Source organism: Dactylosporangium sp. CA-139114 (assembly GCF_050955725.1).
Classification (GTDB): domain Bacteria; phylum Actinomycetota; class Actinomycetes; order Mycobacteriales; family Micromonosporaceae; genus Dactylosporangium.
Genome location: NZ_CP192080.1, coordinates 4,554,437 through 4,577,224 on the forward strand (window position 1 = coordinate 4,554,437; position 22,788 = coordinate 4,577,224).

At 76.7% G+C, this 22,788-nt stretch carries 4 protein-coding genes; all 4 read left to right on the forward strand.

The window, feature by feature from the left end:
* Nucleotides 1-4 precede the first annotated feature (4 nt).
* Genes ACQP2P_RS20610 through ACQP2P_RS20625 form a run of 4 tightly spaced genes read left to right on the forward strand, consistent with a single transcriptional unit; the run spans nt 5 to nt 22,776 of the window.
* A complete protein-coding gene (locus tag ACQP2P_RS20610; protein WP_433618264.1) occupies nt 5-20,383 on the forward strand; it encodes an SDR family NAD(P)-dependent oxidoreductase in 20,379 nt (6,792 codons plus the stop codon).
* Nucleotides 20,384-20,393: 10 nt separating this feature from the next.
* On the forward strand, nt 20,394-21,284 hold the full coding sequence (locus ACQP2P_RS20615; RefSeq protein WP_433618266.1) for an LnmK family bifunctional acyltransferase/decarboxylase: 891 nt from the start codon (nt 20,394-20,396) through the stop codon (nt 21,282-21,284).
* The gene (locus tag ACQP2P_RS20620) at nt 21,281-21,532 is read left to right on the forward strand and encodes a phosphopantetheine-binding protein (RefSeq protein ID WP_433618267.1); all 252 of its coding nucleotides are present in this window, start codon (nt 21,281-21,283) and stop codon (nt 21,530-21,532) included. Before ACQP2P_RS20615 ends, ACQP2P_RS20620 begins: the two co-directional genes overlap by 4 nt.
* A gap of 11 nt (nt 21,533-21,543) precedes the next feature.
* Nucleotides 21,544-22,776: a hydroxymethylglutaryl-CoA synthase family protein gene (locus tag ACQP2P_RS20625; protein WP_433618268.1), complete on the forward strand. Its 1,233-nt coding sequence runs from the start codon at nt 21,544-21,546 to the stop codon at nt 22,774-22,776.
* The last annotated feature ends 12 nt before the right edge of the window (nt 22,777-22,788 follow it).

A 22,788-nucleotide genomic window follows, 5' to 3' on the forward strand; every position in this document is an offset into this window, starting at 1 on the left:
CGACATGGACGACCCCCAGATCGAGTGTCGGCTCGAGCTGTCCGACACCGACTTCATCATGAGCAACCACCGGGTGCACGGGGTCTCGGTGCTGCCCGGCGTGACGTTCCTGGACATCCTGATGCGGGTCCTGGCCGCACAGGGCCTGGACACCGAGCGGGCCGAGCTGCGCCGCATCCTGTTCCCCGAGCCGGTCGTCACCGCCGAGGGCGCGCCCCGGGAGCTGCGCCTGTGCGTCGGCGCACCCGGCCCCGGCGGCGGCCGCCCCGTCACCGCCCAGAGCCGCTGGGCCGGCCGCCCGGAGGCACCCTGGCGGGAGAACATGCGCGCCGAGCTCCTCTTCGCCGACGCCCCCGAGGCCGCGCCGCTCGACCTCGCCGCGCTGCGGGCCGGGGTCCGGCGCAGCTACCCGATCGCCGAGCTGTACGCGCGGGCCCGGGCCGAGGACATCCGGCACGGCCCGGCGATGACCTGCCACGGCGACCTGCACGTGGGCGACGGCTACCTGCTCGCCGAGCTCGACCTCGACCCGGCCGCCCCGCCCGAGGACGCCTTCCACCTCCACCCGGCCAAGCTCGACGCGGCGACCATCGCGGCCTACGGCCAGACCGAGGCCGTCTCGCGGGACCCGTTCATCCCCATGTACCTCGACCGGTTCCGCGCCCCGCGTCCGCTGCGCGGCACCACGCTGCTCTACGCGCCCCGGGTCGAGACGCTCGCCGCGTCCGGCGACGTCATCGACAACGACTACGGCCTCTACGATGCGGCCGGGACGCTGCTGGCCGAGTTCGGCAAGCTCACCTGCAAGCGGATCCGCCACGCCGGTCTGATCTCCCGCCTGCTCGCCGACGTGCCGGCGGCTCCGGCCGCCCGGCTTCCGCACTCCGGCGCGGACGCGGTGCGCGCCTTCGCCGGCCACCTGCGGGCCCTCGTCGGCGAGAGGCTCGGCCGCGCCGCCGTGGATGTGCCGGTCGACGCCGGCTTCTACGAGCTCGGCCTGGACTCCGTCGCCATGCTCGACATCAGCCGGGAGCTGGAGCCGGTGGCCGCGACGGCGCTGTACCCGACGCTGCTGTTCGAGCACAGCGACATCGCGAGCCTCGCCGAGCACCTCGGCTCCGCCCACGCCTTCCACCCGCCCGCGGCCGCCGGCGCCGGCCCGGGCCCGTCGGACCTTGCCACCACCCTGTTCCGGCCCCAGTGGGCCGCGATCGGGGCCGGGCCGGACCCGGGCGCCGCACGGCCGCTGGTGGTCATCGGGGCCGACGAGGCCACCGTGGCCGCGCTGCGCCGTGCGGGCCACGCCGTCGACGCCCACCCCGGCGACGGACTCGACCTCACCGACCCGGCCCAGGCCGACCGCATCGTCTCCGCGGCCGCCGACGGCGCCGCGTACGTGCGTGTCGCCCCGGCCCCGGAGGCCTCCGACCCGGCCCGGCCCGCGGTCGAGGCGTGGACGCTCGCCTCGGCGCTGCACCGCCGCCGCCTGGCCGCTCCCGGGCCGATCCTCTACGTGCACCGCTCGCCCGACCCGGCCGGGGCCGCGGTCGGCGCGCTGGGCCGAACCGTCGCGGCGGAGGCGCCCGCGCTGCGAATCCGCTCGGTCGGCGTCGCCGCCTGGAGCCCGGAGCCGCTCGCCGCCGCGATCGCGGGGGAGGTCGCCGACCCGGCCGGCGGCAGCGAGGTCCGTCACGTCGCCGGGCGGCGTGAGACGCGCGCGTACGCCCCGCTGCCCGTGCCCGGCGGCCCGGTGCCGTTGCGCGACGGCGGCGTCTACCTGCTCACCGGGGCCGACGGGGCGCTCGCCGGGCTCGTGGGGGAGCACCTCGCGCGGCGGTACCGTGCCCGCTGCATCCTGCTCGGCCGCCGCCCCCTCGGCGAGCCGCTCGCGGGGCGCATCGCCGCGTGGCGGGCCGCCGGAGCCGAGGTCCTGCACGTCGTGGCCGACCTCGCCGACGCCGGCGCCGTGCGGGCCGCCGTCGAGCGGGGCCGGGCCCACTTCGGGCGCATCGACGGCGTGCTGCACCTGGCCGGAACGCTGCGCGACGGGCTCTTCCCGGCCAAACGCCGCACCGACTTCGCCGACGTGACCGGCCCGAAGGCCGCCGGGGCCCGGCACCTCGACGCCGCCACCGCCGGCGACCACCTCGCGTTCTTCGCCGTGTTCTCGTCCCAGTCGGCCACGGTGCCCAACCCCGGCCAGTGCGACTACGCCTACGCCAACGCCTACCTGGAACACTTCGTCGAGTGGCGGGCGGCCCGCCCGGACCGCCACGGCGTCAGCGTCGCCGTCGCGTGGCCGCTGTGGGCCGACGGCGGCATGCGCATCGCGGACGCGGCGATCGAGCGCGCCCGGCGGGAGCACGGCACGGCACCGCTGCCGACCGGGGCGGGCCTGGCCGCGCTGGAGTCCGCGCTCGCCGCCGGCGACGGCACCGTGCTCGTGCGCTACGGCGACCCGGACCGGGCCGCGGAGGGCCTGCCCCGCCCGGAGCCGCTGCCGCCGGTCGCCCCGAACACCGAGCCCGCCCCGCACGGCGGCGATGTGGCGATCGTGGGCCTGGCCGGGCAGTACCCGCAGGCGCCCGACCTGCGCACGTTCTGGCGCAACCTCGCGGCCGGCCGCGACTGCGTCACCGAGGTCCCGGCCGGGCGCTGGGACCACGAGCGGTACTTCGACGCCGAGCGCGGAGCCCCGGGCCGCACCTACGGGCGCTGGGGCGGCTTCCTCGACGGCATCGACGAGTTCGACTTCGCGTTCTTCGGCATCTCCCGCAAGGACGCCGAGCGCATGGACCCCCAGGAGCGGCTGTTCCTCACCACCGCCTGGCAGGCGATCGAGGACGCCGGGTACGCGCCGCAGCGGCTGCGCGGTGCGCCCGTGGGCGTGTTCGCCGGTGTCACCTGGAGCCACTACCAGCTCTTCGACGAGGACGGCGTCGCGCCGGCGGCGATGCACGCGGCGGTGGCGAACCGGGTGTCGTACACCCTCGGCCTCACCGGGCCCAGCATGGCCGTGGACACCGCGTGCTCGTCGTCGCTGTCGGCCGTGCACCTCGCCGTGCAGGCGCTCCGGCTCGGGGAGTGCGACCTGGCCGTCGCCGGGGGCGTCAACCTCACCGTGCATCCGCAGAAGTACCTCCAGCTCGCCCAGGGCCAGTTCCTCTCCGACGACGGCCGCTGCCGCAGCTTCGGCGAGGGCGGCACCGGCTACGTCCCGGCCGAGGGCGTCGGCGCGGTCGTGCTCAAGCCGCTCGGCGCCGCGGTGCGCGACGGCGACCACGTCTACGGCATCATCCGCGCCACGGCGCTCAACCACGCCGGCCGCACGAGCGGCTTCACCGTCCCCAGCCCCGCCGCCCAGGCCGACCTCATCCGCGAGGCCTGGCGGCGCGGCGGCGTCGCCCCGGAGACGGTCGGCTACGTCGAGGCGCACGGCACCGGCACCTCGCTCGGCGACCCGATCGAGATCGAGGCGCTGCGCGCCGTCTTCGCCGAGTCGGCCCCGCCGGGCGGGTGCGCGGTCGGCTCGGTCAAGTCGTCGATCGGCCACGCCGAGAGCGCCGCCGGCATCGCGGCGCTGACGAAGGTGCTGCTGCAGCTGCGGTACCGCACCCTGGCGCCGTCGCTGCACGCCGAGCGGATCAACCCCCACATCGAGCTGGACGGCACGCCCCTGCACATCCAGCGCGAGGCGGCGCCGTGGCCCGCGCCCGGCGACGGTGGCCCGCGGCGGGCGGGCGTGAGCGCGTTCGGCGCCGGCGGGGCCAACGCGCACCTCGTCGTGGAGGAGGCGGCAGCGGTACCGCCACCCGAACCCGCCCCCGGCGAGGCCCTCTTCGTGCTCTCGGCCCGCGACGAGCCGGCACTGCGCCGCTACGCCGGGCAGGTCGAGGCGGCCCTCGCCGACGACCCCGGCGCGGACGCCCCGGCCCCCGGCACGGCCTCGGCCCCCGGCACGGCCTCGGCCCCCGGCACGGCCTCGGCCGCCGTCACCGCCTCGGCCGTCGACGCAGTCCTGGCCGCCGTCACGGCCGCGGTCGCCGAACTGCTCGGCGTCGACGCGGCGACCGTCGACCCGGACGAGACGCTCACCGACCTGGGCCTGGACCGGGCGGCGCTGCTGAGCCTGCGCGAGCGCTTCGGCCCCGTCAGCGGCCTCGCCACGCCCCGCTCGCTGGCCGCCGCGTCGCCGGGCTCGGGTCTCGGCCTGGCCGTTGCGTCGCCGGGCTCCGGGCTCAGCCTCGCCGACGTCGCCTACACCTCGCAGGTCGGCCGGGCCGCGATGGCGCACCGCCTGGCCGTCGTCGTCGGCGACCTGCCCGCCCTGCGCGCGGCGTTGCGGGCGGTCGCCACCGGTGCCGAGCCGCCCGCCGGTGTCCTGCTCGGCGTCGCGGCGGGCGAGCACCCGGTCGTCGACCCGGCGGGCGTCGGCCTGCACGAGCTGGCGGCGCGCTGGGTGAGCGGCGCCGACGTGGACTGGGCGCGGTTGCACCGCCCGGGCGCGCGCCGCCGGGTGCCGCTGCCCGGGTACCCGTTCGCCGGCGAGCGCTGCTGGGTCGGCCAGTGGCGCCGCCGGGGGAGCGCACCCTCACTCGCACCGCAGTCCTTGCTCGAGCCCCAAGCCCTTCCCTCGCCCTTGCCTGAGCCCCTGCCGGAGCCCTTGCCTGAGCCCCTGCCGGAGTCCTCGCCCGCTGCCGCCGGTGACGTTCCGGTCGACGTCCGGGTGCTCGACGACGGCGTCGCGGTGGTCACCATGCGCGGCGACCGCAACATGTTCACCGAGGGGCTCGTGCGCGGCCTTGAGGCGGCGTTCGCCGGCGTGGCCGCCGAGCCGTCCGTCAAGGCCGTCGTGCTCACCGCGTCCGGCCCGGCATTCAGCATGGGCGGCACCCCCGATGCGCTGGAACGGCTGGCCCGCGGCGACGGGCGCTTCACCGACGTCCCGTTCCTCTACCGCGGCCTGCTGCGCTGCGACCGGCCCGTGGTGGCCGCCATCACCGGCCACGCCTCGGGCGGCGGCCTGGCCTTCGGCCTCTACGCCGACGTCGTCATCATGGCCCGCGAACCCGGCTACGCGGCGAACTTCCTGCACTACGGCTTCACGCCGGGCATGGGCGCCACGTTCATCCTGGAGCACCGCTTCGGCCGGGCGCTGGCGAGCGAGATGTTCTACACCGGCCGCGCGTTCGACGGCGCGGAGCTGGAGCGCCGCGGCGCGCAGGTCCGCTTCGAGAACCGGGCGGACGTCCTGCCGGCCGCGCTTGCCGTGGCCCGCTCGATCGCCCGGCAGCCGGAGACGGCCGTCGCGGCCCTCAAGCGCGAGCTGGCCGACCGGGTGCTGACGACCGTCGACGCCGCGGTGTCGCGCGAGGTCGCCCTGCACGAGCGCGTCCTGGGCGCCGGCGCGGTCGGCCTGGTCCGCGAGCACATGGGCAAGGTGGACCGCTACGCGGGCCGGGAGACGCCCGCCCCCGCCGCACCGGCACCGGCCCCCATCACACTCGCCCCGCTCACGCCCGCCTCCGCCTCCGCCCCCGCGCTCGCCGCGCCGACACCGGCGCCCGTCGCGCTCGCCCCGCTCACGCCCGCCCCAGCTCCCGCCCCCACGCTTGTCGCGACGGCGCCAGCGCCTGTCGCGCTCGCCCCGCTCACGCCCGCCCCAGCTCCCGCCCCCACGCTTGTCGCGCCGGCACCGGCGCCTGTCGCGCTCGCCCCGGTCACGTCTATCGCCGCCGCGCCCCCGCCGATCGAGGTCGCGGCCGGGCCGGCGCTCGACCGCGACGAGGTGGTGGCGGCGATCGGCCGGACGCTGGGCGCCCAGCTGTACCTGGAGCCGGCCGAGATCGACCACCGGCTGACATTCAGCGAGATGGGCATCGACTCACTCGGCGCCGTCGAACTGGTCCGCGACCTCAGCCGGCGCTTCGGTCTGGACCTCGACTCCGTCACCGTGTACGACCACCCGACCGTCGACCGCCTCGCCGACCACGCCCTCGACAGCGCCGCCGAGACCCGCCGCCTGGAGGCGAGGGCCACCGCTCCCGCCGCCCCCGCGCCGCTGCCCGCTGCGCCTGACAAATCGCCTGACACGGCACCTGACACAGCGCCTGACACAGCGTCGGACCCAGCGCCTGTCTCGGTGCCTGCTTCGGCGGCGACGAGTCCTGAACCGCGACCCCCCGTGGCCGGCCCGCCTCCGTTGCGGCTCGCGCCGGTGGCCGCCTCGTTCACCCCGGCCGCGCCCGCCGATGACGATGCCGACGACATCGCCGTCATCGGGATGTCCGGGGCGTTCCCCGACGCGCCGGACGTGGACGCGTTCTGGAACAACCTGCGGGACGGGCGGTGCAGCATCCGGGAGGTGCCCCCCGAGCGCTGGGACCCGGCCGAGACCTACGACCCCGACCGGCACGCGCCCGGCCGCAGCTACAGCAAGTGGTCCGCACCACTGGCCGACGTGGACGCGTTCGACGCGGCGTTCTTCCGCATCTCGCCGATGGAGGCGGAGCTGATGGACCCGCAGCAGCGGCTGTTCCTGCAGCGGGCGTGGGCCGCGCTCGACGACGCCGGCTACGTCCAGCGCGGGTCGCGCCGGTGCGGCGTGTTCGTCGGCAGCGGCGGCGGCGACTACCTGCGGCTGCTGGAGGCGTCCGGGCTCGACGGCGCCGGCCAGGCGTTCCTGGGCAACTCGCCGTCGATTCTGGCCGCCCGCATCGCGTACCTGCTCAACCTCACCGGCCCCACGATGTCGATCGACACCGCCTGCTCGTCGTCGCTCGTCGCCGTGCACCTCGCCGCCGAGAGCCTGCGCTCCGGCGCCTGCGACCTGGCGATCGCGGGCGGTGTCGCGGTGATGGTCACCCCGCGGATGCACGTGTGGACGAGCAAGACCGGCATGCTGTCGCCGACCGGGAGGTGCGCGCCGTTCGACGCCTCGGCCGACGGGATCGTCCTGGGCGAGGCGGTCGGCGCCGTCGTGCTCAAGCCGCTGCGCCGGGCCCTCGCCGACGGCGACCACGTCTACGCCGTGGTGAAGGCCAGCGGCGTCAACGGCGACGGGCACACCAACGGCATCACCGCGCCCAGCGCCGAGTCCCAGGCCGCCCTGCTGCGCGAGGTCTACGCCCGCGGCGGGGTCAGCCCGGCCGACGTCGGGTACGTCGAGGCCCACGGCACCGGCACCCCGCTGGGCGACCCGATCGAGTTCAAGGCCCTCGGCAACGTCTTCGGCGAGCACGCGGACGGCCGCTCCGGCTGGTGCGCGGTCGGCTCGGTGAAGGGCAACGTCGGGCACACGACCATGGCCGCGGGCATCACCGGCTTCATCAAGGCCGTCCAGGCGCTGCGGCACCGCGTCATCCCGCCCTCGCCCGGGTTCGCGACGCCGAACCCGCGCATCGACCTGGACGGCGGCCCCTTCACCGTGCCGGTCGAGCCGACGCCGTTCCCGCCGGGCCGGGACGGGATCCGCCGGGCCGCGGTGAGCAGCTTCGGCTTCAGCGGTACGAATGCGCACGTCATCCTCGCCGAGGCCCCGCCCGCCCCGGCGCCCGCCGCCACCGCCGCGGCCCGCGCCGAGCTCGTGCCCGTCTCGGCGGCGACCGAGTCGGCCCTGCGCCGGCGCATCGCCCAGCTGCACGACGCCCTGCACGACGCCCCGCACGGTGACGCGCCGCTGCGCGACCTGGCCCACACGCTCGGCACCGCCCGCGCCCACCTGCCGGCCCGGGCCGCCTTCGTCGTCACCGACGTGGCCGGGCTGCGCGAGCGCCTGGCCGCCTGGTCGCCCGCCGACCCGGTGGCCGTCGACGCCCCCGGCCCGGACACCGGCGGCGACCCGGGCCGGCACGCCGAGCTGGCCCGGCTGGCCGCCGCGTACGTCGCGGGGACGGACCCGGACTGGGCCGCGCTGCACGACGGCGAGCCCGTCCGCCGCGTGCGCATCCCCGGCTACCCCTTCGAGCCCGAGCGGCACTGGCCGTCCGGCGCTCGCCCGGCCGGCACGTGGCGGGCGGACCCCGGGGACGAGCTCGTGACGCACCACCGCCTCGCCGGTCGCCCCGTGCTCGCCGGCGCCGTCTCGGCCTGCTGGGCGCTGGCGAGCCGGGGCGGACCGGCTCGGCTCACCGCGCTGCGCTGGCTGCGCCCGGTCGACCTCGACGCGCCACGCACCCTGCGTCTGCGCGCCGGCACCGACGGGGCGTTCACCGTCGAGGGTGAGGACGCCGAGGTGTACGTGCGCGGAGCCGCCGGCCACCTGCCCCCGTCCCCGCCCGAGCGGCTCGACGTCGATGCCGTGGCCGCCCGCTGCCCGGCCCGGCGCGACATCACCGAGCTCTACGCGGCGTTCGCCGCGGCCGGCCTCGACTACGGGCCGTCCTATCGCATCGCCGCGCTCGCCGTCGGCGACGACGAGGCCCTCGCCACGTTCGCCCCGCCCACCGGCACCCCGGACGGTCCCGCGCCGGCGGTCGCCGGCGGCGTGCTCGACCCGCGCCGGCTGGACGGTGCCTGGCAGGCCATCGCGGCGCTGGCCGATGCCGCGGCGGCCGGCCCGCTCCTGCCCTTCGCCGCCGACACCATCGAGGTGCCCGACCCGGCCGCGGTCGCCGCCCACGCCCACGTCCGCCGCACCGGCGCGCACCGCTACGACGTCGCCCTCGCCGACGCCGAGGGCCGCGTGGCGCTGCGCTGCACCGGCCTCGCACTGCGCCCCGCCCGGACCCCGGCCACGGTCGGGAGCGGCGCGGTGGCCGGGAGCGGCACGGTGGCCGGGAGCGGCACGGTGGCCGCCGAGGATCCGATGCTGCTCTGCCCACACTGGGCCGAGACGCCCGTCGCGGCCGGACCGCGCGCCGGCCGGGCGATCGTCGTGGCCGCACCCTCGGCGGGCGAGGCCGACGCCCTCGCCGACGCCCTCGCCGACAGCCTCGGCCCCGGCACCGTGCGCGCGACGCTCGGCGAGCCGCTGCCCGCCGCGGCGTCCACGGTGGACACCGCGTATCTGCTGTGCGGCCCCGGCTCGCCCGGCGGGGCCACGGTCGCGGCGGCCGTGCGCAGCGTGCGGGCGCTGGCGACGACCGTGCCCGCCGGACGAGCGCTCCGGCTGACCGTCGCCGCCGCCGGTGCCGTCGCGACCGGCCCCGCAGACCGGGTGCACCCGGATGTGGCGGGCGTGTTCGGCGTCGCGCGCTCCGCGGCGGCCGAGCACCGGGCGTGGACGGTCCGCTGCGTCGACGTCGGGCTCGACGCCGCGGACGACCCGGACGTGGCCGTGCGGCGCATCACGGCGGACGCGGGCGGGGAGCCGTTGCTGGCCTGGCGGGGCGGGCGCGCGTGGCGGCTGCGGTTCGTCCGGGCCGAGCCGCCCGCGCCGGACCGGGAGCCGTTCCGCGACGGTGGCGTGTACCTCGTCGTCGGTGGCGCCGGTGGGCTCGGCGCCGCCCTCAGCCTGCAGCTGGCTCGCCGGCACCGGGCGCGGCTGGTGTGGACCGGCCGCCGGGAGCTCACCCCCGCGATCGCCGAGGCGCTGCGGGCCGTGGCCGAGGCGGGCGGGCAGGCCGAGTACGTGCGCGCCGACGTCACCGACCCGGCGGCGGTCCGGGCGGCGGTGGCGCTCGCCCGGCGCCGGTTCGGCCGGCTCGACGGCGTGCTGCACGCCGCCGGGGTGTGGCGGGACGCGGCACTGACCCGGCTCGACGACGCCGCCGTGGCCGAGGTGCTGGCCCCGAAGCTCGCCGGCACGGCCACCCTGCTCGATGCGCTGCGCGACGAGCCGCTCGAGCTGTGCGTGCTGTTCTCCTCGGCGGCGTCGTTCGTGGCGGCCGGCGGCCAGGCCAACTACGCCGCGGCCAGCGCCGCCCAGGACGCGTGCGCCGCGGCCGCCCCGTTCCCCGTCACCGTGGTCAACTGGGGGTACTGGGGCGGCGTCGGCGCCGTCGCGGGAGACGCCTACGCGCACCGGTTCGCCGGCCTCGGCGTTCGTTCGATCGAGCCGGACGCCGGGTACCGTGCGCTGCGCCGCATCCTCGCCGCCGGACTGCCGCAGGTCCTCGTGCTCGACGCGGACCCGGAGCGGCTGGGCGACTACGGCCTCGCGGTCGTCGACCCCGAGCCGGCGGGCGGGCCCGACGTCGCCGAGGTGCGCGAGTACCTGCGCGACGTCTTCGCCGAGGTGCTCAAGTGCCGGCCGGAGACCCTGCGGGACCGGGAGACGTTCGAGACGTTCGGCGTCGACTCGCTCGTCGCGGTCGATCTCGTCCACCGCCTCGCCACCGATCTGGGGGAGCTGCCGGCGACCCTGCTGTTCGAGCACATGACCATCGACCGGCTCGCGAACCACCTGCTCGCCGAGCGCCCGGGGGAGCTGGCCCGCGTGCTGCCCGGCCGCGACGATGCGACGGGCGCGCCCGAGGCCGGCACCGTCGGCACAGCAACAGTCGGTACAGCATCCGCCAGAACGGAACCCGTCGAGGATCCCGGCGCCGTCGCGGTCGTCGGCGTCACCGGCCGCTACCCCGAGTCCCCGGACCTCGACGCCCTGTGGCGCAACCTGCGCGCGGGCGCCAACTGCATCCGCGAGGTGCCGGCGTCCCGATGGGACTGGCGCGAGCACTTCGATCCGCGCAAGGGCCGGCGCGGCCGCACGTACGGGCGCTGGGCCGGTTTCATCGAGGACGTCGACCAGTTCGACGCCGCCCACTTCTCGGTGCTGCCCCGCGACGCGGCCGCCATGGACCCGCAGGAGCGGCTGTTCCTGGAGACCTGCTGGAACCTGCTGGAGGAGGCCGGGTACCTCGGGCCGAGCCGCCACGAGCCGGCGACCGGTGTCTTCGTCGGCACCATGTACGGCTCGTACGGCAAGCTCGCCGCCGCGAGCGGTTGGCCCCGCGGCGAGTTCGCCGGCGCCCACTCGGCGTACTGGTCGCTGGCGAACCGGGTGTCGTACACCTTCGACCTCACCGGACCGAGCTTCGCCGTGGACTCGGCGTGCTCGTCGTCGCTGACCGCGGTGCACCTGGCGTGCGAGAGCCTGCGGCGGGGCGAGTGCCGCATGGCGATCGCCGGGGGCGTGAACGTCATCATCCACCCCGCGCATCTCGTCGCACTGTCGGCGATGAACATGCTCGCCAGCGGCGACGGCTGCCGCACCTTCGACGCTGCCGCGGACGGCTACGTGCCGGGCGAGGGCGTCGGCGCGGTGCTGCTCAAGCCGCTGGCCGCCGCGCGCGCCGACGGCGACCGGATCTGGGCCGTCATCCGGGCGAGCCTGGCCAACGCGGGCGGCAAGACCAGCGGGTACACCGTGCCGAACCCCAACGCCCAGGCCGAGCTCGTCCGCGCGACGCTGCACCGGGCCGGCGTCGACCCCGCCACGATCGGCTACGTCGAGGCGCACGGCACCGGCACGGAGCTCGGCGACCCCATCGAGATCGCGAGCCTCACCCGGGCGTTCGGGGCGCGGCCGGAGGGGGCGGCCCCGTGCCCCGTCGGGTCGGTCAAGGCCAACGTCGGGCACCTGGAGGGCGCGGCCGGCATCGTCGGGCTCACGAAGGTCCTGCTGCAGCTGCGGCACCGGGAGCTGTTCCCCGCCGCCAACCTCGACACGGTCAACCCGAAGATCGACTTCGCCGGCTCGCCGTTCCGCCCCCAGCGCGAGCTGGCGCCGTGGCCGCGGCCGGACGGCGACGCGCCCCGCCGGGCCGGGGTGAGCTCGTTCGGCGCGGGCGGCGCGAACGTCCACGTCGTGCTGGAGGAGCCCGAGCCCGAGCCCGCACCGCCGGCCGCCGACGGCCCGGCCCTGTTCCTGCTCTCGGCCCGCACGCCCGAGCGCCTGCGCGCGTACGCGGCCCGCGTTGCGGCGTTCCTGCGCACCCCGGACGGCGCCGGCGCCGACCCGGCCGCGCTCGCCTACACCAGCCAGGTCGGCCGCCGCGAGGCCGACGAGCGGCTCGCCGCCCGCGCCGACGACCTGCCCGCGCTCGCCCGGCGGCTGGCCGCGTTCGGCGCCGGCGAGGACGCCGGGCCCGGTCTGTGGCACGCGACGGCGTCGGCCCGGCCGCCCGCCCCGGCGCTGGACGGCGGCCCGGATCAGCTCGACGGGCTGGCCCGCGCCTGGACCGGCGGCGCCGAGGTCGACTGGGCCGCCCGCTGGAGCGGCCGCCCCCGGATCGTGGCGTTCCCGACCACGCCGTTCGCCCGCCGCCGCTTCTGGCTGCCAGACGCGCCCACGGACGCTGCTTCGGACCCTGCTTCAGACGCTGCTTCGGACCCTGCTTCGGACCCTGCTTCAGACGCTGCTTGGGACGGTGCCGGGGCCGACCTCACCGGCGACGCGCCCCACCTTCGCGAGCACCGGGTGCGCGGCGAGCGCTGGCTGCCCGGCGCGGCGCTGCTCGACGCGGTGCGCACGGCGGCGGCCCGGTCCGGCGTCGACGCGGACGTGGTCCGTGACCTGCGCTGGCTCGCGCCGGTGCGGCTCGACGACGGCACCGAGCGGTTGCCGATGCGGTTTCGCCGCGACGGTACCGCAACCGCCTTCACCGCCGGCCCGCCCGACGCCCCGGTCGCGACCGGCACGCTGGAGCCCGGCGCCGGCCGGCCGGAGCCGTTCGACCTCGACGCCGTGCGGGCCCGCTGCGGCCGGGAGCACGATGTGACCGCGTTCTACGCGGGCCTGGCCGCGGGTGGCCTCGAGTACGGCCCGGGGATGCGCGCGGTGCGCAACCTGTGGACCGGCGAGAGCGAGGCGCTGGCCCGGCTGGACGGCGGCCCGGTGTCCTGTGTGGACGGCGCACTGCAGGCGCTGGCCGCGCTCGGCACCGCCGGCGATGCCCGGGTCCCGGTCGGGTTCGACCGCGCCGACTACGCCACCCCGTGCACCGGCGCCGGCTGGGCCTGGGTCCGCCGCAGCGGCCCGCACCGCTTCGATCTCGACCTGGCCGACGGGTCCGGCCGCCCGGTGCTCGCCGTCCGGGGTCTGCGCGTCGCCGCCGTGCCGGCGCGTGCCGCCGACTCCGGCCAGTGGTCGCTGCTGCGGCCCACCTGGGACGCCGAGCCGCTGCCGCCGCCGCGCGCGCAACCGCCGTCGCTGACGATCCTGATCGCCCCGGACGCGGCCGTCGCGGCGCCGGCCCGGGCCCGGCTCGAGCGCGACGGCGGCCGCTGCGTGACGGTCGTGCCGGGTGACGGGTTCGCCCGCGACGCCGAGGGGTTCACGGTGCGGGCCGGGTCCCGCGACGACCTGCACACGGTGGCCGAGACGCTGGCCGCCGAGGGCGCCCGGCCCGGCGCGGTGCTGCGCCTGCCGGCCGACGAGCCGGCCTGGACCGGCGGTCCCGGCCTGGACGAGCGCATCGCCACCGGGCCGCTGACGGTGCTGTGGATGAGCACCGCCCTGCTGGCCGGTCGCGGCCCCGGCGAGCTGCGCATCGTGTACGGGTACGCCTCGGCCAGCCCGGCCGGGCAGCCGCACGACGCCGCCGTCACCGGCGCGCTGCGCACCCTCGCGCTGGAGCATCAGCGGGTCCGGGGCGCGGTCGTCGCCTTCGAGGGGGCCGACGCGACCGCCGGGCCGCGGCGGCACGCCGAGGCGCTCGTCGACGAGCTGCTGGCGTGCGGGCCGCGGGCCGAGCGGGTCCGCTACACCGGCGGGCGCCGCGAGGTGCGCCGGCTGGAGCGAGCCGGGGCGGGTGAGCCGGTCGGCGTGCGCCCGGGTGGTGCGTACCTCGTCACCGGCGGCGCCGGCGGCCTCGGGCTGCGCTTCGCCCGGCACCTCGCCGAGCGGGGCGCGGGGGCGGTCGTCCTCGTCGGACGGTCCGAACTGGACGGTGAACGGCGTGCGGCGCTGGACGGGATGCCGGCCGCGGTGGAGTACCACGCCGTGGACGTCACCGACGGCGACGCCCTCGAGCGGCTGGTCGCCGCCGTCACCGAGCGGCACGGCCCGCTGCGCGGGGTCCTGCACGCGGCCGGCGTGACCCGCGACGCCCGGTCCGTGGCCAAGACCGAGGAGCAGGTGGCCGCGGTGCTCGCGGCCAAGGTGGCCGGAACCGTCGCCGTCGACCGGGCCACCGCCGGGCAGCCGCTGGACTTCGTCGCGCTGTTCTCGTCCGTCGTCGCCGAGACGGGCAACCCGGGCCAGGTCGACTACGCCTACGCCAACGCGTTCCTGGCGGCCTTCGCCGGGCTGCGCGAGCAGTGGCGGGCCGCCGGCACCCGCACCGGCCGCACGGTCGCGATCGGCTGGCCGCTGTGGCGCGACAGCGGCATGCGGGTCGACGAGGCGACCCTCGCGGTGCTGCGCCGCCGTTTCGGCATGGTGCCGCTGGATCCCGAGGACGGTCTGCGCGCCTTCTCCGCCGCCCTCGCGCTGGACTCGCCCGAGGTGGTGGTGGACTCCTCGACATCGCCCCTCGAGCCGTCCCCCGCCGAGCCGCCGGAGGCGGCGGCCGGCGGCGACGCCGAGGACCGCGTCGACGCCGTGCGGGCCCAGCTGCGGGAGATGGCCGCGGCGTTTCTGCTCGTCGACCCGGCGGAGGTCGAGCTGGGGGCGGAGCTGATGGACCTCGGCTTCGACTCGATCTCGCTGACCGAGCTCGTCAACCAGGTCAACGAGCGCTACGGCCTGGACCTGCTGCCGACGGTGCTGTTCGAGTGCCCCGACCTGGACGCGTTCGCCGGCTACCTCGTGCGCTCCCATCCAGCGGCCGTCGCGGCCCGGCATCCGGCGCTCACACCCCCCACACCCGCGCCGGCCGCCGCGGCGGCCCCGGCGGCCCCGGTGGCGCCGGTGGTCACGGCCGAGCCCCGACGCCGGCGGATCGCCGTGATCGGGATGGCCGGGGTGCTGCCCGGGTGCGCGGATCTCGACGAGTTCTGGCGGCACCTGCGCGCCGGTGACGACCTCATCGGCGAGGTGCCCGCCGACCGGGCCGACCTGCGGGCCGACCCCGGCACCCGGCACCTGCGCGGCGGGTTCCTGTCCCATGTGGACCGCTTCGCGGCCGGGTTCTTCGGCGTGGCCCCGCGCGAGGCCGCGCTGATGGACCCGCAGCAGCGGCTGTTCCTGCAGACGGCGTGGCGGGCGGTGCAGGACGCCGGCTATCGGCCGTCGGCCCTCGCCGGCACCGCCACCGGCCTGTTCGCGGGCGTCTCCACCTCGGACTACCAGGACCTGCTCAAGGGCCACGGTGTGCCGGTCGAGGCGCACACCGCCACCGGCATCGCGCACTCGATCCTGGCCAACCGGGTGTCGTACCTGCTGGATCTGCGCGGCCCGAGCGAGGTCGTCGACACCGCCTGCTCCAGCTCGCTCGTGGCCGTGCACCGGGCCGTCGCCGCGCTGCGGGCCGGCGACTGCGACCTCGCCCTCGCCGGCGGCGTCAACGTCCTGCTCAGCCCGGGCCTGTTCAACGCCTTCACCCAGTCCGGCATGCTCAGCCCGGACGGCCGCTGCAAGACCTTCGACGCCGACGCCGACGGCTACGTGCGCGGCGAGGGCTGCGGCGTGGTCGTCCTCAAGGATCTGGAGCGGGCCGAGCGCGACGGCGACCACATCTACGCCGAGGTCCTCGGCAGCGCGGTCAACCACGGCGGGCGGGCGCCGTCGCTCACCGCCCCGAACCCGGCCGCCCAGGCCCGGGTCATCGCCGCCGCCTGGCGCGACGCCGCGGTCGACCCGGAGACGATCACCTACCTCGAGGCCCACGGCACCGGCACGAAGCTCGGCGACCCCGTCGAGATCGAGGGCGTCAAGCAGGCGCTGGCGGACCTCGGACGCACCCGTCCCGGCGGGGCGGCCCTCGCCATCGGCGCGGTGAAGACGAACGTGGGCCACCTGGAGGCCGCGGCCGGCATCGCGGGGATCCTCAAGGTGCTGCTGGCCATGCGGCACGGCGAGCTGCCCCCGAGCCTGCACCTGCGCCAGGTGAACCCGCACGTCCGCCTCGACGGGACACCCCTGCGCCTGCAGACGCGGCTGTCACCGTGGCCGGGAACGCCGCGGCGCGCCGGGGTCAGCTCGTTCGGCTTCGGCGGGACCAACGCCCACGTCGTGCTGGAGGCCCACGGGACCCGCGCCGCCGGGCCGGCGCCCGTCGCGCCCCTTGCGTTCGTGCTGTCCGCGCCGACGCCCGAGGCGCTGGCCGACTACGCCGCCGCGCTCGGCCGGCACCTGCGCGCCGAGACGCCGGACCTGGCCCGCGTGGCCTGGACGCTGCAGACCGGCCGGGAGGACCTCGCCGAGCGGCTCGCCGTCGTCACCGCGAGCCGTGACGAGCTCGTCGCCGCGCTGGAGGCCGCCGGGCGCGGCGAGACGCCCGCGGGACTGCTGCGCGGGACGGTGCTGCGCTCGACGGCCGCCCCCGGCGACCCCGGACCGGCGGCCGGGCCTCTCGCCCGGGCCGAGGCGTGGGTCGCGGGGGCGCCGGTCGGCTGGGCGGCTGCGTGGCCGAGCCCGCCGGGACGGGTACCGCTGCCCGGCTTCCCGTTCGCCGAGACCCGCCACTGGTTCACGATTCCCACCGCGGAGGTCACGTTGTCCCAGCCCGCAACGCCGCCCGGAACAGGCCGGCCGAAGCTGCGCCTGACCCCGTTGCCCGCGCCCACGCCCACGCCCACGCCCGCACCCGAGCCCGCCGCGGCACCCGTGCCCGCACCGGCCCCAGCACCGGCACCGGCCGACCCGGGCCGGGCGCGTGATGCCGGAGCCGTCCAGGAGCTCGTCGTCGCGCGGCTGGGGCAGATCCTGGGCCTGCCGAAGGCGGCGATCGCGCTGGATCAGCCGTTCGGCGACCTCGGACTCGACTCCATCTACCGCATGGAGCTCGTGCGGCTGCTCAACGCGACCTTCGCACTGGACCTGAAGGCGACGGAGCTGTACGAGTACGACACCGTCGACCGCCTGAGCGCGTTCGTCGCCGCCGCGGCCGCCGACGCGACCGGGCCGGTGGTGCCGGAGGCGCCCGACGTGGAGACCGCCCTCGCCGCGGTGATCGACGCGGCGCTCGAGCGGCCCTGGGACCGGCGAATGTCGTTCGCCGACAACGGGTTCACGTCGTTCGACATGCTCCGGGTGGTCGGCGCCCTGGAGCGGGGCCTCGGCGCCATGCGCAAGACCGTGCTGTTCGACCATCCCACGCTCGGCGGCCTCGCCGCGCACCTCTCGCAGCAGCACGGCGCCGCGCTGGCCGCCCGGCTCGCGCAGGCCGCCCCGCCCCGCCCCGACGCCGCCGGGCCCGCGGTCCGCGCCACTACGGAGGCGGGCCCGTGGATGGTCGCCAAGCAGGAGCTCGACGCCGCGACCGCGACGCTCGTGGCCGAGCTCGAGCAGCGCCACGGCAAGGAGGGCGGCCTGCCCGGGCGTGACATCGCCCCGCTGCTGTTCATCGGCTCGCGCCGCACCGCGTACTTCAACGCCTCGCAGCGCGACGGCGTGCTGCTCGCCTGGAGCTACGTCGGCTCCGCGGCCGACCTGGAGGAGCTCACCGCCGAGTGGGTCGCCCACGCCGAGCGGCACGGCCTGCGCCCCAACCAGCTGTCGATGGTGCGGCTGAGCGAGGTGGCGGGGCGGCCGTTCACCGCCACGCCCTTCGGCGTCGTGCAGCGGCTGGACAAGCTGCCCGAGTTCACGCTGGACGGCGGCCCGATGACCCGGGTGCGCTCGCTCGTCAGCCGGTTCCAGCGGGCGGGGAAGGCGCGCGTCGAGGAGTACCGCGTCGGCTCCGATCCCGCGACCGACCAGGCGATCGTGGGCATCATCGACGGGTGGACCGCGACCAAGGAGATGATCAATCCGTACGTCGGGACCGTCCGCGACGAGATCGGCCGGGGCGTGCTCGCCGAGCGGCACCGGATGTTCCTCACCCGCGTCGACGACGAGCTCATCGCGGCCGTCATCGTCACGCGCATCCCGTCGGAGCCCGGCTACCTGCTCGACCTCGAGTTCTACCCGCACGCGATGCCGCGCGGCGGCCTGGAGTACACCATCGTCGCCATCATCGAGCGGATCACCGCCGAGGGCAGCACGATGTTCAGCTTCGGCGGCACCTTCGGGGTCCAGGTGACCGGCTCGCCCAACGCCGACCCGGCGGTGGAGCGGGCCCTGGCCGAGCTGCGGGAGTCCGGCGTGTTCTCCGGCGAGGGCAACTTCCGGTTCAAGAACAAGTTCCGGCCGGTGAACCTGCCGATCTACCTGTGCCGCCCCGCCGACGCCGACCCGGCCGACGTGACCGCCGTCCTGCTGATGATCACCAATCCGACGGTGAGGCCCGCGGCCCCGGCGAAGGTGGAGGCACCCCCGCCCCGGCGGCCGGAGGCGCCTTATCAGGGACAGCTTGACCGGCACGGCCACAATCCCGTGCGGATCCCGGCCGCGGAGGTCGGCGTCGACCTGCTCACCGACTCCTGGGCCGAGCTCGACGCGGACTTCGTCCGGGCCGGCACCGCGGCCGTGCGCGAGCGCGCCGCCGCCCACTCCGGCGCCCTCGACCTCGGCCCGCGCCCGGCCCTGCCGTTCTCGTGCGTCGTCCCGGTCGCCTCGGGCCGCTCGGCCGAGGCCCTGCTCTGCCGCGCCTGGGCGGGCCCGGGGCGGTACGTCGTGCAGAACCCGCTCTTCCCGACGTGGACCCTCAGCCGGCTCGACCGGGGCCTCTCGGCCCTGCCGGTGCGCCGCACCGGCGACGGCGCCGACCTCGACCCCGGGCATCTCGCCGAACTGCTGGCCGCGCACCCGGGTGACGTCGCGTTCGTCGCGGTCGAGGTGAGCACCAACGCGCTCGGCGGGCTGCCGCTGAGCCTGGACAACCTGCGCCACATCCGCACGGTCACGCGCGAGCACGGGGTGTCGCTGGTGCTGGACGCCACCCGGCTGGTCGACAACGCCGTCGCCGTCGCCGAGCGCGACGGCCGCGACGCCTGGGCGGTCGCGGGGGAGATGCTGGCCCTGGCCGACGCGGTGACGATGGGGCTGTCGAAGGACTTCGGCGTCGACCGCGGCGGCCTCGTCGCCACATCGGACCCGGCCCTCGCCGAGCGGCTGCGCGAGCACGTGGCGCTGCGCGGGTGTGAGGTGAACCTGGCCGACCGGCGGCTCATCGACGCCGCGCTGGCCGATCCGCAGCGGGTGGTCGCCGGGGTCCGGGCGCGCATGGCCGCCGTCGCCGCGCTCGCGCAGGCCCTGCGGTCGGCCGAGGTGCCGATCGTGGAGCCGGTCGGCGGGCACTGCGTGCTGCTGGACACCGCCCGGATGCCCCGTCTGGCCGGCCTCGCCCATCCGGTGCAGGCGCTGCTGGCCTGGCTCTACGCGGGCACCGGCGTCCGCGGCGCCGCGCACCTCGCCGACGACGCCGTCGAGGGCTCCGGCGCCTGGGTGCGCCTGGCGGTCCCGGTCGGCCTTCCGGCCGAGGTGGCCGCCGAGGCCGGCCGGGCCCTCGCCGAGCGGTACCGCGACCCGGCGCCCGTGCCCGACCTGCTGATCGTGGACGAGACCGGGCCGGCGCCCCAGGCCGTGTACCACCCGGCCGGGCGCATCCCCGAGGACGTGCGCGCGGCGATGGACGAGGGGCACCGGCCCGCCGACGACAACTGGGCGGTGCTGCGCGAGCACCAGCCGCGGGTGCGCCGCGAGCTGGTTCGCCTCGACGACGGCGAGGTCGAGGTGTTCACCGCCGGCGACGGCCCGGTCCTGCTGCTCATGCCGCCCTTCAACATCGGCGCCGGGTTCTATGCGCCGCAGTTCGCCGCGCTCGCCGACCGGATGCGGGTGGTCGCCGTGCACCACGCGGGCGTCGGCGCGACCACCGCCGCCGGGAACCTGTCCATCGAGGGCATCGTCGGGCTGATGGCCCGCACGCTCGACGCGCTGGGGCTGCACGAGCCGGTACACCTGGCGGGCTCCTCCTTCGGCGGGCTGCCCGCCGCCGCGTTCGCCCTGCGCCACCCGGACCGCGTCGCGTCGCTCACGCTGATCGCCAGCTCCTACCGGGTCGGCAACCGGGCCGGGGAGATGAACCGGCTCTCGCTCGTGGCCCGCGAGGACTTCGAGCGGCTCACCGCCGCCGGCGTGACCCGGGCGGACGAGGCACAGGCGTGGGAGCGGCTGCTGCTGCGCTGCGAGAGCATGGACGCGCAGATCGGGCTGCGCTACCTCGACGAGTTCGCCGCCAACCCCGACCTGCTGGGGCGCCTGCCGGGTCTCGCCGTCCCGACGCTGCTCGTGCACGGCCGGCTCGACTCGGTCGTGCCGCTCAAGACCGCGCACCTGCTGCACGGCACCATCCCCGACACCCGCTACGAGGAGCTGCCCGACGCCGGGCACTTCCCGAGCCTGACCCACGCCGCCCGGGTCAACGCGCTGCTGGCCGAATTCACCGCTCGCTGAGAGGAGTCGCATGCTGCTCCGGGACATTACGGTCACCCCGGCGATGTGCGGGCACAACTCGCTGTTCGTCGGCCAGGTCGGCGACTGGACCTGGCAGACGGTCAGCGAGCTGTGCGGCACCGACGCGTTCACCGCTCGCGACGAGACGGGTGCGCCGACGTACCTCGCGTTCTACTACTACCACCTGCGGGGCAGCCGCGAGATGCACCTGCGCCGCTTCACGTTCGGCGACCGGCTGCGGGTGCTGTCCGCCTGCTACGGCTACGGCAGCGAGTCGGTGCTGACCCTGCACCGCATCGCCCTGGCCGGCGATCCGGCGGCCGAGGCCGAGAAGCTCGACCCCGTCGAGTTCTACGAGCGTCCACACGCCGGCTGCCTCTACGTCGAGACGTTCAACCGGTGGGTGACCCGCAGCGCGCAGCGCAGCAACCGCGACCTGGTGCGCTCGGCCCCGGTGGACTTCCGCCACGAGCACCTGCCGATCCTGCCGGAGCGGTACTCCCCGCGCGCCGTCTACCACCGTGCCCGCACCGCCCGCACGTTCGACGAGGGCCCGGCCGAGGTCGTCGTCGACGGGCACACCACCACGTACCGCCTCGACCCGACCCGGGACCTCAACGGCGTCGGCCTCGTGTACTTCGCCGCGTACTTCTCCATCGTGGACACCGCGGTGTGGCGGCTGTGGCAGCTGCTCGGCCGCGACGAGGAGCAGTACCTGCGCCTGCGCCTGACCGACGAGCGCGTGTGCTACCTCGGCAACGCCGACGCCGGCACCGTGCTCACGCTCACCGCGCGGCTGCGCCGGCACGCCGACGGCGCCGAGGTCGTCGACGTCGTCATCGAGGAGCAGGACACCGCGCGGCTCATCGCCGTCGCCACGCTGCAGGTCGGTGCCGCATGAGCCCGGCGACCCGCGAGCGCGTCACGGCGGCCGTGCACAGCGCGATCACCACGATCCTGCCCGGCCTCGACCCGGGCACCATCGACCACGGCAAGCACCTCAAGGACCTCGGCGCCGACTCGGTCGAGCGGGTGGAGATCATTCTCATGATCACCGATCGGCTCGGCGTGCGCCGCCCCCTGTCCGACTTCAGCGGCATCCCGAACGTCGCCGCCCTCATCGACGACCTCTGCCGGGCGGAATCATGACCGACACAACGATGACTATCGGTATCGAAGCGCTGAACGTGTACTGCGGCGTGGCCCAGATCCCCGTGCCGGTCCTGTTCGAGGGCCGCGGCCTGGACCCGGCGCGGCTGGAGAACCTCGCGATGACCAACCGCTCCATCGGCCTGCCCTGCGAGGACCCCGTCACCAACGCGGTCAACGCGGCCCGGCCGATCGTGGAGGCGCTCACCGCGGACGAGCGCGACTCGATCGAGCTGCTCGTCACCTCCACCGAGTCCGGCGTCGACCTGAGCAAGTCCGTCGCCTCCTACGTGCACGAGCACCTCGGCCTCGGCTCCCGCTGCCGGCTGCTGGAGGTCAAGCAGGCCTGCTACGGCGCCACCGGCGTGCTGCAGCTCGCCGCGGGCTACCTGGCCGCCGCGGTGTCGCCCGGCGCCCGGGCGCTCGTCGTGGCCACGGACGTCGCCCTCGTCGACGCCCGCAGCGAGTACGCCGAGCCCGCGACCGGCCACGGCGCCGCCGCCGTGCTGCTCGGCGACCGGCCGCGGGTGCTGACGCTCGACCTGGGCGCCTTCGGGCTGCACAGCTACGAGACGATGGACTCGGCCCGGCCCACACCGCAGTTCGACATCGCCGACACGGACCGGTCGCTGTTCGCCTACCTCGACTGCCTGTCCCGCAGCTTCGCGGCCTACGCCGAGCGGGTCCAGGACGCCGACTTCGTCGCCACGTTCGACGGGCTGGCGCTGCACACGCCCTTCGCCGGGCTGGTCCGCGCCGCGCACCGCAAGATGCTGCGCGAGCACGCCGGGGCCGAGCCGGCGGCGATCGAGGCCGACTTCCAGCGGCGGGTGGCGCCGTCGCTGGCCTACCCGCGTACCGTCGGCAACCTGTGCTCCGGCTCGGTGTACCTGGCGCTCGCCTCGCTCATCGAGCACACGCCGCTCGACACCCCGGCCCGCGTCGGCCTGTACTCCTACGGCTCCGGCTGCTCGTCGGAGTTCTTCAGCGGCACGGTCGACACCGGCTCACGCGCGGCGCTCGCCCCGATGCGCATCGGCGCCCGGCTCGCGGCCCGGTGTGCGCTCAGCTTCGAGGAGTACGCCCAGCTGCTCAAGGAGAACCTGCGGGTCCTCGTCCCGGAGCCGCACCGCGACGTGGACGTGGCCCGCTACGACGAGTACCTCGACCGGGTGCCCGGCCGCCCCCGGCTGCTCGTGCTCACCGGTATCGACAACTTCCACCGCCGCTACGCGTGGCACTGAGGAGGCGACATC